The organism is Pedobacter gandavensis (genome assembly GCF_014172405.1).
GTDB lineage: Bacteria > Bacteroidota > Bacteroidia > Sphingobacteriales > Sphingobacteriaceae > Pedobacter > Pedobacter gandavensis.
Window position 1 is genome coordinate 538447 of sequence record NZ_WNXC01000001.1, and the last position, 15786, is coordinate 554232.

The 15786-nt window shown below is 41.6% G+C and carries 10 protein-coding genes; 7 read left to right on the top strand and 3 right to left on the bottom strand.

Annotated elements, in window-relative coordinates; all coding sequences use genetic code 11:
• Nucleotides 1–33: 33 nt before the first annotated feature.
• The gene (locus GM920_RS02095) at nucleotides 34–1539 is read right to left on the bottom strand and encodes a RagB/SusD family nutrient uptake outer membrane protein (protein WP_182952970.1); all 1506 of its coding nucleotides are present in this window, start codon (nucleotides 1537–1539) and stop codon (nucleotides 34–36) included.
• Nucleotides 1540–1554: 15 nt separating this feature from the next.
• Entirely contained in the window at nucleotides 1555–4650 is a 3096-nt protein-coding gene (locus GM920_RS02100) for a SusC/RagA family TonB-linked outer membrane protein (protein ID WP_202986018.1), read from the bottom strand.
• Between the two features lie 442 nt (nucleotides 4651–5092).
• Between GM920_RS02100 and GM920_RS23805 the strand changes: the two genes are divergently transcribed.
• Nucleotides 5093–5218 (top strand): hypothetical protein, encoded by a 126-nt coding sequence (locus GM920_RS23805; protein WP_262891057.1) that lies wholly within the window; start codon nucleotides 5093–5095, stop codon nucleotides 5216–5218.
• Here GM920_RS23805 and GM920_RS02105 read toward each other — a convergent pair.
• On the bottom strand, nucleotides 5215–6228 hold the full coding sequence (locus GM920_RS02105; RefSeq protein WP_182952972.1) for a LacI family DNA-binding transcriptional regulator: 1014 nt from the start codon (nucleotides 6226–6228) through the stop codon (nucleotides 5215–5217). The two genes, GM920_RS23805 and GM920_RS02105, sit on opposite strands and share 4 nt — an antisense overlap.
• 249 nt (nucleotides 6229–6477) lie before the next feature.
• Between GM920_RS02105 and GM920_RS02110 the strand changes: the two genes are divergently transcribed.
• From GM920_RS02110 to GM920_RS02135, 6 genes are read left to right on the top strand one after another with little or no spacing between them, the layout of a single operon-like run.
• Nucleotides 6478–9708 carry a SusC/RagA family TonB-linked outer membrane protein gene (locus GM920_RS02110; protein WP_182952974.1) on the top strand — a complete coding sequence of 1077 codons (3231 nt, stop codon included), beginning with the start codon at nucleotides 6478–6480 and terminating at the stop codon, nucleotides 9706–9708.
• Nucleotides 9709–9727: 19 nt separating this feature from the next.
• The gene (locus tag GM920_RS02115) at nucleotides 9728–11578 is read left to right on the top strand and encodes a RagB/SusD family nutrient uptake outer membrane protein (protein WP_182952975.1); all 1851 of its coding nucleotides are present in this window, start codon (nucleotides 9728–9730) and stop codon (nucleotides 11576–11578) included.
• 12 nt (nucleotides 11579–11590) lie between these two features.
• A complete protein-coding gene (locus GM920_RS02120; RefSeq protein ID WP_182952977.1) occupies nucleotides 11591–13195 on the top strand; it encodes a DUF4957 domain-containing protein in 1605 nt (534 codons plus the stop codon).
• A 26-nt stretch (nucleotides 13196–13221) separates the two neighbouring features.
• Nucleotides 13222–13992 carry a rhamnogalacturonan acetylesterase gene (locus tag GM920_RS02125; RefSeq protein WP_182952979.1) on the top strand — a complete coding sequence of 257 codons (771 nt, stop codon included), beginning with the start codon at nucleotides 13222–13224 and terminating at the stop codon, nucleotides 13990–13992.
• A gap of 6 nt (nucleotides 13993–13998) precedes the next feature.
• Nucleotides 13999–14781 (top strand): rhamnogalacturonan acetylesterase, encoded by a 783-nt coding sequence (locus GM920_RS02130; protein WP_182952981.1) that lies wholly within the window; start codon nucleotides 13999–14001, stop codon nucleotides 14779–14781.
• The gene (locus GM920_RS02135) at nucleotides 14778–15752 is read left to right on the top strand and encodes a pectinesterase family protein (protein ID WP_182952983.1); all 975 of its coding nucleotides are present in this window, start codon (nucleotides 14778–14780) and stop codon (nucleotides 15750–15752) included. The genes GM920_RS02130 and GM920_RS02135 overlap by 4 nt, the downstream gene beginning before the upstream one ends.
• The last annotated feature ends 34 nt before the right edge of the window (nucleotides 15753–15786 follow it).

Consider the following 15786-nt stretch of genomic DNA (forward strand, 5'->3'; position numbering starts at 1 on the left):
TAGGGGGTATTTGTAGGGTATTGTCTTTATTGCTTATTTTCCCAGGTTATCATTATTGGATAACTCGGTTTGTGGAATAGGAATCAAGTAGTAAGGGCTATTGGGTACGAAATCCGTACTATTTGGGAACCTTAAAGTAGTGTGCTGTTTGGCAAATACTTCTTTACTACTACCATCTGGCGCAATGACAGTTACCTTTAAAGGTTGCCCATCAGGTCCCAATGCTGGTTTTCTGATGACCGAAGCCTGTGTTCTCAGGATATCCGAAAGGGAGAAACCTTCGCCCCAGAGTTCCTTTCTTCTTTCAATCAGGATCGTAGCGATTACTTCTTGTTCAGATTTGGTGCCCAGGTCAAATGGGGTCGCTTTTCTGGCAGCCAGCAATTCATTTAATGTTTCTGCTGCTTTAGTTAGGTTTCCTGTTCTTGCATAACCTTCTGCAGCAATTAATGTCATTTCTGCAGAACGCATCAGCACAATGTCTGCGGTTACATCCGGGCGGAATTTAAACTTCTGGTACCTTAAATAACCTTCTCTACTTGGTAATCCATCCCATAAAAACAGTTTTGCTCTGATGTCTGTGTCATCAAATAGTTTTTTGAAATTTGGATCGGCCATAAAGCTATAGTAATAAGAAGCAGAGCTGCTTACGTCCAGGTAATGGAAAGCGTAACTGGCGTTGCTTTGATCTGGCTGTTGACCTTGTCCCCAGATCCATTCGCTGTTTTTTAGCTCATTAAAGCCATTCGCATATTCCTCAGGAGCCATATACGTATAGTTCTTTTTCGCTGCTAAAGCATTTTCCCTGGCCAGATCCCATTTCCCCATATTCAGGTATGTTCTTGCTAAAAGACCATGAACAACATCAATATTGATCTTGTATTTGGTGGTGTTCGGACGGTTATAGTCTGGTAACAATTGCGCTGCCTGTGTTAAATCCGCAAGGATCACCTGATAGATTTCCTCCAGCGTAGCTTTTGGCTTTGCTACAGAACTTGGAACCGTTGGCGTGGTGTATAAAGGAACTGCTTTTGCCTGTGGATTCAACTGATAATTGAACTGGTAATAGGTAACCAGGTTCAAATAACTGTTAGCTCTTAAGGCCAAGGCCTGTCCTTTAATCCTTGCTTTTTTATCCGCAGAACCTGCTGAAGCATCGATCTTAGTGATGATGTTATTGGTATTGTCGATCACTTTATAAAGAATCGACCAGATTGCGCCCAAGCGGGTTTGGTTATTGGCGATGGTAAAGTTGTACGAATCCTTGTATCCATATTTGTTCTGAATGATGGCTACATCATTCCCCATGGCATCACTGTTTCTTAAAATGGTGGTATATCCTGGGTTGGCATAGGTGAAAAAGGTTTCGTGCATATAGGCCCATGTACCGTTCAGAACCGTCTCGATGTTGTCAACGTTCGCATACACCAGCGCTTCATCTACGGAGGAAGTAGGGCTGGTGGTTAGCTCTTTCTTGCAACCCAAAAATGGGAGCAATAGTGCTGTAACCGCGATGTAGGTGATATTTTTTATGTTCATTGTCGTAGAATTAAATTAGAAAGTAAGGTTTAAGCCAGCAGATAGCGTACGCATTGCCGGGTAACGGTAATAGGTAGTTCCTTCAATGGTTTGTTCAGGATCCATTCCTTTATGACCGTAGAAAGTCAGCAGGTTTTCTCCGGTTATGGTGAATTTTAGGTTCACCAGACCCCATCTGTTTGCCAATGCTTTTGGCAGACTATAGCCGAGGGTTAGGTTTTTCAATCTGGCATAAGTACCGCTATAAAGGAAACGCGTAGATGGTTGTGTCCAACCTTTATCATCCGTTGTCAATTTAGGAACATTGGTATTAGGGTTTTCCGGCGTCCAGTGGTTCAGTATTTCTGTAGACCATGGGCGGCCAATTGCGTTACCTGTGTGCATTAAACCTACATAATCATTGTCAAGAATTTTACCACCAATGCTGTAGTTAAACAATGCAGAGATTTCAAATTCTTTGTAGTTGAAAGTATTGGAAATACCACCAGTCAGGTCGGGTAATGAGGTGCCTTGGTAATATTGCGTAGCTGCACTATAATCGTTTGTCGTGATTCTGGTACCTTTATCATCAGTGGTTTTATACCAAAGGGGATCGCCATTTGCCGGGTTTACACCTGCCCATTCTTTAAGGTAAAAGTCAGAGATTGTCCCACCTACACGCATAATTTTGGTTGTGGTTGGAATGTCTTTATTGCCAGGTAATTCCGTAATGGTATTTTTGTAATGGGTTGCATTTAGACTGATCGTCCACCTGAAATCTGTGGTGCGTACGGGAACGGCATTGATTTGAACCTCGATACCTTGGTTTTTCAAAGCGCCAATGTTTTCATCAATAGATCCGAATCCGAGTGATGGTGCGATTGGGCGACTAAATAACAGGTCTTTTGATCTTCTGTCAAAGTATTCAATTGTACCATTGATGCGGTCGTGGAAAATACCGAAGTCCAGCCCCACGTTTAGGTTTAAGTTAGATTCCCATTTTAGGTCTGGCGTTGCCAATCTTGAGGTTACTAAACCATTTTCTCCAAGGTTGCTTTTGATGCTATATAATCCTTTGTAAGCGTAGTATATACCGATATTGTCATTACCCTGTGCGCCATAACTGGTTCTTAGGGATAGGGTACTCAACCATGGTGTGTCTTTCAGGAAGGCTTCTTCTGATACTTTCCAGGAAGCGCCTAAGGACCAGAAAGTTCCCCATCTTTGTGCTGGAGAGAACCTTGATGTTCCGTCTGTTCTTAAAGAGGCAGAGAAAAGATATCTCTTTTTGTAATCATATTCTGCTCTTCCAAGGAAACTCAGCAAGGTATAATCAATGGAACTTCCACTAAAACCGGTTAGCTGTGCCGCAGCATCTGGCTCATATAAATCAGGAAGCACGAATCGCTGGCGGGAGCCGGAAATGACGCGGTAATTGTATTTGTAAAGCTCTTGTCCACCTAACACATTGAAGTGATGATCACCAATGGTCTTATCGTAAGTCGCGATGTTGTTCCAGGTCCAGGAGTAAGTTCTGCTGTTTGATTTAGAAACAGAACCACCGTTTTCTTTTCCATCACCCAATAAAGGGTTGGTATAGTAATGAGAATTGTAGTTCTGGAAATCTCCGCTATAGGTAGTTTTCAGTTTCAATTCAGGTAGGATAGTCGCTTCTAAGAAAGTTCTGGCAGACACATTGTCTTTCATGATTTCTGATTTATCCAGTCCAACTGTTGCCGGAAGGTTACTTCTTGGAATGGCCGAACTAGGTCGGTAAGCGCCAAAATCATAAATCTTTTGATTGTTATCATCCAGTTTAAACGAACCATCAGGATTGTGTTCGTAGATCGGGTAGAAGCTTGGAATGGCTCTGGAATATTGGATTACATTAGAAGTTTTACTGTCTTCCGAAGTTGGATAATCTTGTGTGCTGCTGGATGCAGAAAGATTCAATCCTGCCGTTAACCATTTTTTCGCCTGCGTAGTCAGGTTTATTCTTGTATTATAACGTTTAAATCCTGAGCCAAGGGCGATTCCTTGATCATTTAGGTAACCACCAGAGATGTAGTACTGGCTTTTTTCTCCGCCACCACTAAAACTCAGGTCTGCCTGCGTTCTTCTTGCGGTTTGTTCCGTTGCATCTCCCCAGTTGTCATCCCATAAAGCTTTTGCTCCAGGAACAATTTTTCCGTCTAATCCCACAGGATTAGGGAAATTGATTCCGTAAGGATTGATGCCTAAATCGCCGATTATCTGTCTGTTTGCAGCTTCTCCAGCCTGTTTATCGCTGAAGACAGGGTTAGAACTCAGTTGTTTGTTTTTTACTGCCAACCAATAATTTTCAAAATATTGATCGGTCGTTACCTGTTTGTAATCTTTCACTGAGCGGTCGGAAATTCCTTGTGAAATGCTGGCATTAATTTGTGTTTCATTATTCCTCTTACCAGATCTAGTGGTGATGATGATGACACCATTTGCACCTCTGGAGCCATATAAGGCACTTGATGCGGCGTCTTTTAGCACACTTACCGATTCAACATCGCTGGGATTAATGGAATTCAGGTCTCCTGAATAAGGATTGCCATCAACGACATATAGCGGTGAGCTGGAAGCGTTGATTGAACCAATACCGCGGATGCGGATGGTTGCAGCCGTTCCTGGTTGTCCACTGGAAGAAACTGCCTGAACACCGGGGGCCAGGCCTTGCAGTGCTTTCGTGATATTTGAGACTTGTCGGTTTTGCAGTTGCTCCCCATTAATGCGGGATACTGATCCGGTAATGTCTCTCTTTTTTGTGGTACCATAGGCCACCACTACAACCTCATCGAGGTCATTGGAAGCATCTGCAAGCGCTACTTTTAAATTGGCTCCTGCTTTTGCAACAAGCTCCTGACTGCTGAAGCCTAGAAAAGAAAAGATCAATGTTTCTTGTTCCTTCGGCAATTGAATACTGAAGTTTCCAGATTGATCGGTAGTGGTACCAATTTTCGAGCCTTTAATCAGTACGCTTACGCCAGGTAGGGGAAGTTGGGTTCCTTTTTCAATTACTTTACCGCTGACTTTATAAGGTTCCTGGGCATGTGCGAATTGAATGAAGAACAAAAGGAATAAAATAGATAATCTTGCTTTCATTTGAATATTTTTCGTTGATAATAGGATTTAGCTCCGCTGATTTCCAGATGAATAGGAATGGATCAGGGGGCAATAAAAAATGTTTTAGGCAGAAATTTTAGGTAATAGTCTTCCTGCACCGGGAACCGGTGTGTTAGGCAACATTAAAATATTTCTACAGAATTAGGCTGGGCAACAACACATTCGGCGTGTTGCTGGAATTTGGAGCATTAAGCAGGTGAAGGATTCAACCTGATGAAAAAATTGAAGTAGAATTTGATACATAACCGTGTCTTTACTTGAACATATAAACGTTTCGAGGGCAAAGGTAAGTAAAAACACTACTAAATCCCTAGACTTTAAGTAAATTATTTCAGGGGATTGTCATATTAGATCAGAGGAGCAGTTTGTGGAAGCATTTTATCGGTTGTGTTTCAGAATTTTAAATTTCCATAAGCTGTAAATGGTAGGGTGTGAAAAAACAGCATTTAAACATGTTTTGGGAGAAACCATCACGATTAAGCGTATGGACCATATTGTGAGTGGCGATCGGAGGTGTGCTTATCGGATTGCAAGAATTGAAGACTAGCTCCGGATCACCAGTTCAGTATCCAATACCCGGTTTTCGAATTCCGTTACCGGATATTTGCTTTCAATCAGCTTGATCAGCATTTCTGTAGCCAAACGTCCCATTTCATAAGCAGGCTGCCTAACAGAGTTTAGGGGAGAGTTAAATAGATCTAGTACATCTGAATTGCTAAAGCCAGAAATCGAGATTTCTTCAGGTACGGAGATGTTGAATTTCTTCATCACGGTAATGCAGCCAATGCTGAGGCGGTCGCCGGCAACGAAAATAGCATCAGGTTTATCCTTTAAGGACATGAGTTCCTGGATGGCCTGTTCAGTTTCTTCAGGGAACATGCCACCATGTGGGCAGTATTTAATATATTCCTCCTGAACCGGAATTCCATATTTTTGTAAGGCAGCGGTATATCCCGCCAGGCGTTCGATACTGATCGAAAGGTGGTTTGAACTGGTTAGGTGTGCAATTTTCCTACGGCCTGATTCCAACAACTGGATGGTTGCATCATAGGCACCTTGTTCATTATTGGCACTGATCTTATGCGTTTCAATATCTTTCGCTACCCGGTCGAAAAAGACCATTGGTAAGCCTCGGTCATGTAAAAGGCTCAAATGGGAAGTGTCACTGGTTTCTGCAGATAGCGAAACCAATAACCCGTCTACGCCTCTGGATGCCAAATGCTGGATGTTTATCTTTTCCCTTTCATAAGATTCATGGGTTTGCGTGATGATGACATGATAACCTCTGTCGTACGCAATAGATTCAATTCCTCCAATGGCCTGAGAAAAGTAATGGTTGGCTACTTCACTCACTAAAACTCCAATAGATTTAGTCCGTCTTTCTTTTAAGCTTAACGCAATAGGATTCGGGCGGTAGTTGATCTTTTGTGCATATTCTAATACTATTTTTTTTGTTTCTGAACTGATCTCGTGGGTATCTCTTAAAGCTCTGGAAACGGTTGAGGTAGATAGGCCTAAGGCCTTCGCTATGTCTTTTAAAGTAGTAGGTTCGAACATGAAAAAGAGGGAATTGTTAATACTTGGTCTTATTAGGGCAATATAAGGATTTTCCTCCTAATTAAAAGTATCTGATTTTCAGTACGGCAACGTTGTCGGGAACGATTGCGCAAATTTATCTGGCGCTATTGGATTCCTTTATTAAAAAAACAATGTAGAATTGTTAATGGAAGACTGAGCATTTTCCATACTAACCAAAATAAACCAAAACTCCCTGATCCCAAAAGGGGAGTATTAACCAAACCGAGTATGAAAAAAAATTTACTACTGTTTGTATTGTTGGCTATTGTAGTTTTCCGGGCGGAAGCACAGAAAATTCGCCAGGTAACAGGCAAGGTGACCGACAAAACAAGCAAGGAATCGATTCCTGGCGTGAGTGTTTCTATCAAGGGTACTGCCATCGTGGTGAGTACAGACGAGAAAGGCCAGTTTAAGATTTCCGTTCCTGATCAGGGAGAAACCGTTTTAATTGCCAGATATATCGGCTATGTGCCCCAGGAAATTCCGGTAGGCAAACAATCAAAGATTAATTTTATTTTAGAGGAAGATGTTGCTCAACTGAACGAGGTGATGATCAATATTGGTTATGGCGCGGTCAGAAAAGAAATGCTGACCGGTTCGGTGTCGGTATTGTCTGGCAAAGATGTCGCTGATTTTCCGGTTGGAACCCTGGCACAAGCGCTAGCGGGTAAGATGGCTGGTTTATCGGTAACTACACCTGAAGGTAATCCGGGAGCAGACATTCAAATCAAAGTTCGTGGTGGAAGTTCGCTTACCGGCGACAATTCACCTTTATATATAGTAGATGGAATTCCGGTAGACAATGCACTTTCTATTTTATCTCCTGGGGAGATTGAATCCATCAACTTATTAAAAGATGTGGCTTCCACTGCTATTTATGGTTCCAGAGGATCAAATGGGGTAATGATCATTACCACAAAGGCAGGGAAACCGGGGAAAACCATGGTTTCTTTTGATGTATTTGGAGGCGTTCGCCAGATTGTGAACAAACTGGATGTTATGGGGCCTTATGATTTTGTGAAGTATCAATACGAATTGTACAATAACAATACTTCTCAACAGGTGAAGGATGATTTTACCAAGGCCTATGGAACGTTTGAAGATTTGGATATCTATAAGAACCTGGCAAAGGTAGATTGGCAAGACAAAGTTTTTGGTCGCCAGGCTTGGTCAGGTACTCAGATTTTAAATATTTCCGGAGGAAGTGATAAAACGACGTTTAATTTCTCCCTGAACAATACCAAAGAAGACGGGATTATGTTGGAATCTGCTTATAAAAGAACATTCGCTTCTTTCCGTTTTGACCATAAGATTTCTGATCAATTACGCTTTGGATTGAATGCAAGATATAGTCGCCAACGCGTGGATGGTGTAGGAACGAGTAATACCCAATCACAAAGTGCCAACCGTTTAAGAAATGCAGTGCGTTACCAACCTTATTTGGGTGGTGGTGATTCCGGAGATTTGTTTGATGCTGACTATCAGGCAACGAACTTAACCAATCCGATTAGTTTAGCACACAATGAATTGAAATATGATTACCGCAATGATTTGATCACCAGTGCTTATGCCAGTTATCAGATTTTAAGAAACCTGACCTTAAAAAGTACCATCGGTTTGAATTATAACGACCGTCATGTGGATACTTTTAATGGTTTGCTGACGAATATCGCCAGAAACAATGCGAACAGACCTGCGATTCAGTTGGAGAATTCTTATACTACGACTTTCATCAACACCAATACCTTAAATTACAAACCGAGTCTTGGTGCAGATCATAGCCTGGATCTCTTAGTGGGACAAGAGTTGCGTAATGACGATGTCAATTCTGATAACATGAGCATCAAATGGTTCCCTGCAAATATTACACCTGATGAGGCATTCTCTAACATTCAAAAAACAGATTTGCCAAATGGTGCGGTTCAGGATAAACCAACATCTTTAGTTAGTGGCATCAGGAATCTTTCTGTTTTTGCCCGAGCTGCTTATTCTTACAAAGGGAAATACCTGGCTACTTTCAATTTTAGAAGGGATGGTATCTCTGTATTTGCTGCCGGTAATCGCTATGGTAATTTTCCATCCGGACAGATTGCATGGCGTACTTCTGAAGAAGAATTCTTCAAGAAAGCCAATATCAAATGGTTAAACAGTTTGAAATTTAGATTGAGTTATGGTGCTGCTGGAAATAGCAGAATCGGACAGGATTTGTTTAGAACCATATTCCTGGCAAATTCTACCGCAGGTGGCTACGCAGCAAATGATGCTGCAGTGAGTACCGGGTTGATTTCTACGAAACTGGCCAATCCAAACATCAAATGGGAAACGAATCTTTCTACCAACTTAGGTCTGGATCTGGAACTGTTTGATAGCCGTTTAACAGCAACAGTTGACCTTTATGACAATAAAACGAAGGATCTGTTGTTGGATGCGAATATCTCTCCGATTTCAGGATACAATACACAAATACAAAATGTAGGGAAAACACAAAATAGAGGTATTGAGTTACAATTGGGTTTCCTGGCAGTGAAAAGTAAAAACTTTAGTTATAACACCAGCTTTAACATTTCTTTCAATCAGAATAAGATCCTTGAATTACAATCTGGGGTAAACTCTTACCTGACCCAGTCTGGATGGGTAAATAGTCTTGCCGATGTGAAGGTAGAAGTAGGGAAGCCTGTAGGGCAATTCTATGGATACATTTCTGATGGCAGGTACACTGTAAATGATTTCAACTATGTACAAAATGCGGGTACTGGTGTATACAGCTATACTTTAAAGTCGGATGTTCCCAACAGCAAATCTTTAATTGGGAATAGGGAGCCACAGCCTGGAGATATGAAACTTAAAAAGCTATCTTCTTCGGAAAGCATGGTGATTACTGAAGACGATCGTACCGTATTGGGCAATGCACAACCAAAATTTATCGGTGGATTTAACAACCAGTTTACCTATAAGAATTTTGACATGACTGTATTCGTTAACTTTTCTGTGGGGAACAAAGTGTACAATGCAAACCGTTTAGAGTTTACTTCACAATACAATGTGAAAGACAATAATTTGTTGGAGATCATGACGCAACGTTGGCAGAATTTTGATGCGAATGGGGTTAAAGTTACCGATCCGGTTGCCTTAGCAGCAATGAATGAGAACACTACTTATTGGACACCTACACCAGGAAATTATGCCTTAACTTCTTTTGCTATTGAAGATGGCTCTTTCCTTCGCATCAGCAACGTGACCTTGGGTTATACGCTTCCTGCGCAATTAATGAAACGTACCGGATTTATTTCCAGACTTCGCGTGTATGGCACGGTCAATAATCTGTTGACGATTACGGGTTATTCAGGATATGATCCGGAAGCGAATACCCGCAGAAGTAACCCACTAACACCAGGGATCGATTACGCAGCTTATCCGCGTAGCAGATATATCCTTGCAGGTCTTAACCTTGTTTTTTAATCATTCAGCTAGAAAAGAAATGAAAACGAAAATATTATCGGCTGCCATCATGGCCTTTGCGATGAGCACCTTAAGCATACTTCCTTCCTGTAAAAAAGCGTTGGAATTTGAATCTCCTTCTGTTTCTTCACCTACAACAGTTTTTGAAAGTACGGTGTATACAAACTCTGCCCTGATCGGGGTGTACAATAGACTTTGTGGCGATGACGGTTATGGTAACCGATTGGCAACCATATTAAATCTGACTGCCGATGATTTCAAAACTTCGGGTAGCTATAGTTCCTCTGACCGTAGAGGGGTGAGTATGTATGGGGCAAGTTCAGACAATACAGAGCTGACCAAACCTTTTGCACAATTATTTGCTGGGGTAGAACGCGCCAATATTTGTATTAAATACATCCCATTGTCGAAATTATACACGAGTGGTACTGCGTCGCAGAAAGAGGAAATGGGCAGGTACCTCGGGGAAGCATTGGCCTTGAGGGCGCAATTTTACCATGAATTGATCCGCAATTGGGGAGATGTTCCGGGAACTTTTGTTCCGGGGTCCGATGCGCCTACTTTGAATTTTAGCAATAGCAACCGTGATGAAACTTATGATCAGTTATTGAAAGACCTGGAGCTGGCACAAACTTTAGTGCCATGGAGATCTAAAATCAGTGACTATGGTAGCTTCCGCTTTACTAAAGGAGCAATAAAAGGGTTAAGGGCGAGGATTGCTTTAGCCAGAGGTGGATATGCCTTGCGTACGGATACCCGTAAAATGGAAAGAAGAGCAGATTATTTAACCTATTATCAGATTGCAGCAAAAGAATGTGCAGAGGTGATTGCTGAAGCAGGGGAACATGATTTAAATCCAAGTTATGAAAACGTGTTTAAGACTTTACATGGCACACGTGCGGATGATAAATTTGAACTGATGATGGAGGTTGGTGCTTTTGGTGCCAATGCTTCTACAGATAGTAAATTGGGTTATTATAATGGCTTAAGGTATTCCGCGAAATCTACTTTCGGGGCAGGTGGAGGTGGTATGAATGCCATTGCTACTTATTTTTATGAGTTTGATCCTGCTAAGGATTGCCGTAGAGATGTGACCATTGGCGTTTATGAAATCAATGATAACTCTAAAAAGATACTGAATACCGCAAATACCATGACCGATGCCAAGTTTAGAAAGGCATGGACGGCTTTTAACAATTCTTCTACCTCTCAGAACTTCGCTATCAATTGGCCTATTTTACGTTTTGCAGATGTGTTGCTCATGTTTGCTGAAGCGGAGAATGAAGTTAAGGGTGGGCCAACTGCTGAGGCGAAAAATGCTTTAGAAAGAGTGCGTAAGCGTGCTTATCTGGGTTTTGAAAATGATATCCCTGCGACACCATTAGATAAAGCAGGATTCTTTGAAGCGATTGTAAAGGAACGCTTGTTGGAGTTTGGTGGAGAAGGAATTCGTAAATACGACTTGATCCGCTGGAATCTGATCGCGACTAAGTTTATCGAAACACGTGCGAAATTGAGGGATTTTATGAGTGGACAAGGGGCCTATGCGAACGTACCGCTTTATATCTACGTGAAAGAAAACAACTACCTGAAAGGTAGTAGCGTTGCGGAAGTGGCTAACCTTGATTTATATGGTGGTACCCCAAACGCAGTTTTTTACACCAAAGGATTGGAAAGTTCTACGGCGCCTGCAGGGTATACGGTGAAGGCCTGGCGTATGGCGGTTAATGATGATCCTGTTTCCGGCTCTATCTCCGGGACTTCGAATGGATTCGCTACTTATTTTAAAGCGAATGAAAGAGAGCTGTTGCCTTATCCAAAAACAGTACTCATCGAAACAACGAATATGGTTCAAAATAATGGTTATTAAGTATATACAGTTATGAAAAGAAATCTATTAACGATCGCTTGCCATTGTTTTTTATTTGCAAGTTTAGCGTTGTTCATCTCTTCCTGCAAAAAGGAGGAAGTACAAACAGAAGCACCAAGAATATTTAAGCCTTCAGCAGTAAAGGTAGTTGCCTCAGAAAGCTCAGCATGGTTAAGCTGGAAGGCGCCTTTGTTTACTGGGGAGAATCAATATAGCTATACCGTGGAGTTTTCTACAGACTCTTTGTTTTCTACCACAGTTTTTTCCGGTAAAACGGATTCTACCGGATTTACAGTAAAAGAGGGAGAGTTGAAATTAAGGCTCAAGTATTTTGCCAGGGTGAAAGCCAATGCAACAGCGACACAGCCGGAGTCTAAATATTTGTTGAGTAGCGGTTTTAAGATTGTCGGCAAGCAATTGTTTAGGGCAAATAAAACGGTCATCAGAGAAAATAGTGTCGACTTCTCCTTTTTCGAACTTGCAGCCGGTTCTAAAATTGTCATTACTCCAGAAACTGGTGATGCGATTACCATCAACCTAAGTGCAGAAGAGCTTGCAAAAAGAGCAATGACCATTCCTGGTCTTAGTCCGAGCATGAAATATACTGCAGAGTTGTTTTCAGGAAGCAGTAGTAGTGGTTATTTGACTTTTACAACCACAGCTGCGATTGTTTACAACATCAAGATTACGCCAGCTGATAATTTAGCGAATACCATTGCCAATGCAGCAAATAATGCGGTTATTGGTCTGGAAGATGGTACCTATGAACTACCGGCACTGGTGGGGCTTGCAGGTAAAATGATTACCTTAAGATCCGTGAATGGGAATCCGGAAAAGGTAAAAGTAAATTTGAAAGGTTTTACCTTCCTGGGTACAGGATCCGGTTTAGCGGTATCGGGTATTAATTTCGATGGAACAGCTTACGCTGCTGCGTATTTCTGCGATATGTTAAGTTCTGGTACAGTTGCTGCCAACTTCAAAACTTTTCATGCAGAAAATTCCTGGATTCATGGCTTCACCACAGCTGTACTCCGTGCGGATCGTAGTGCTTTGTTCAGTCTGGACGAAATGGTGGTTAATAAATGTCTGATCTATGAGTTCGCAGGGGCTAACTATTATCTATTCCACTTAGATAAACTGGCTTTTAAATCTTTAAAAATTACGAATAGCACCATTTATAACAGTGCTCCGGGATTAGTAAGTTGTAAAACTACCATGCCTGGTACACCTGCTGAAGTGAGCGTCAATGCGTGTACCATCAATAATATCGGTTATGGTAGCATGCTTTTATTGATTAATGCTGTGGCAAATCCGATCACTTTCAGTGTGAAAAACTCTATTATTGCGAATGCTCCGCGCGCTGGCTCAGTAGTTGGACTGATTGCGGGTACTTCGAGCAGTTTTACCACAACCTTTGAAAACAACAATACTTTTAACCTGAAAACGACCAGTACCAACGGAACCGAACTGCCTTTGCCTGCAACGGCTAAACAAGGACAAACTGTAGATCCGGGATGGAATGCCAGTACCACACAATTCATACTGCCAACAGGATCAATTTTGTTGAAAAGCAGTACCGAAGGTGAGGCTTTGGGTGATCCAAGATGGACGTTTTAAGTAAAAGATGGTTTTAAAATTAAATAATGAGAAAATATAGCTGGATACTTGCTTTGGTAGGCATGATATGGATGTCATTCATTTCAAGCCCGCAAAAATTAACCATATATCTGATCGGGGATTCAACGCTTGCTGCTAAATCAGCAAGCGCTTTCCCCGAGACAGGCTGGGGAATGCCTTTTGCTAACTTTTTTAGCAAAAAGGTTCTGGTAGATAACCGCGCAAAGAATGGCAGGAGCACCAAGACTTTTATTTCTGAAAATTTATGGGCTCCAGTGGTCTCCGGACTTCATAAAGGCGATTATGTACTGATTCAATTTGGTCATAATGATGAGGTGAAAACCAAAGCAAGTTATACTCCGGAGGAAGATTATGTAAAGAACCTGATGAAATTTATCCAGGAAAGTCGGGAGAAAGGGGCAATCCCGATTTTGATTACACCGGTAGCCAGGAGAAGTTTCGATACTTCCGGAAAAGTTAAGGAAACACATCTGATATATGCGAATCTGGTGCGGGAATTGGCCAAATCAGCCTCGGTACCTTTGATAGATCTGGATAAGAAAAGCCAGGAGTTATTACAACAATATGGAGCTGAACAATCAAAATTGTTGTTCAATCATTTAGAACCAGGAGAACATCCAAATTATCCGGAAGGAAAAAAAGACGATACCCATTTTAATGAACTTGGGGCTAGAGAAATGGCCCAACTGGTTTTAAAAGAGATGAGGACTTTGAATTTACCTGATTTGTCAAGGCATGGGAATTTGATGTTGGAGAAAGGGAAGAATTTTAAATAAAAAAGAATGCAAATCACTCGATTTACAAGGTTAAAAATAGCTGCTGTTGGGCTGTTGTGTGTCTGTACTGCTTTTATAAGCGAGCAAAAACCAATAAAGGTCTGGATGATTGGTGATTCGACCATGTGTAATTATGAAAGTTCCAAAGCACCATTAACAGGCTGGGGAATGCCTTTCGCTGGTTTCTTTACTGCAGAAGTACAGCTGAATAACCGGGCAAAAGGTGGAAGAAGCACCAGAACGTTTATTTCAGAAAACCGTTGGGGAAATGTCGCAGATAGTCTTAGTAAAGGAGATTATGTGTTGATTCAGTTTGGTCATAATGATGAAGCTAAAGAAGAAAAGTATAAAGAGCGGTATACATCGGTGCCAGATTATGAGGTAAACCTCGCGAGATTTATAAAGGAAAGCAGAGCGAAAAATGCGGTTCCTATTTTGATTACCCCAGTATCGCGGATGAGTTTCGACAAAGATGGACATGCAAAGGAAACACATGCGGAATACAGGGCTGCGGTATATGAAGTCGCGAAGAGGTATGACGTGCCTTTGATTGACCTAGATAGAGACAGCAGGGCGATGTATGAAAAGATGGGCCCCATGGCCACTAAAAAATTGTTTATGCAACTGGAACCCGGTGTTCATCCAAATTATCCGGAGGGAAAAAAAGACAATACGCATTTCACTGAATTTGGTGCCAGAAAAATAGCACAGCTTGTACTTTCTGAAATGAAACAACAACAATTGGAATTGTGTAAGTACGTGGTACAACCTAAAGCCCTAAAAAAATGAGAATAATATTATGGTTTGCGGTGTTCAGTTTCTTAGGAATTGGACCTTTGCAAGCAAAGGATAAAATGAAGGCACAGGATAAAAGGCTTGTGGTTGCCCAGGATGGAAGCGGTGATTTTAAAACTGTTCAGGAGGCCATCAATGCGGTTCCTGATTTTAGAAAAGTGACCACCACCATTTTCATTAAAAACGGGCGCTATAAAGAGAAGCTAAACTTATCGGCCTCTAAAAAAATGGTGACCTTAATTGGAGAAGATGTAGCGAAAACCATTTTGTACTACGACGATTACGCGCAAAAGAAAAACCGGTTTGGGGAAGAAATGGGAACTTCCGGATCTTCAGGTTTTTACATTTATGGAGATGATTTTACCGCTAAGAATATCACATTTGAAAATACTGCCGGGCCAGTTGGACAGGCGGTCGCATTGTGGGTAGCTGGCGATAAAGCCAGCTTTTTAAACTGTAGAATGTTGGGTTTCCAGGATACGCTCTATACGTATGGGCCAGAGAGTAAACAGTATTTTTATCGTTGCTTCATCAGTGGAACAGTTGATTTTATCTTCGGATCTGCTACTGCAGTTTTCGAAGATTGCGAACTGTTTTGTAAGCAGCCCGGTTTTTTGACGGCTTCTTCGGCACCAGATTCCGTAAAACATGGTTATGTATTTTTGAACTGCAAAGTTACGGGAACTGCAGCTGCGCAATCTGTGTATCTGGGTAGACCATGGCGTCCTTATGCACAAGCAGTTTTTCTAAATTGTGACCTTGGCGCTATGATTAAAGCAGAGGGTTGGAATAATTGGGGTAAAACCAGCAATGAACAAACTGCTTTTTATGCGGAATATAAGAATAAAGGAGCAGGAAGTTCAACAGAAAAACGCGTGAGTTGGTCTAAGCAATTAAACGATCAGGAAGCATCGGAGTATACAGTAGAAAAGATATTTAAAGGATGGGTACCAGTAAAAAGTTAATACTATGCCTAATATTGTTCGGTCTGGGCATGCG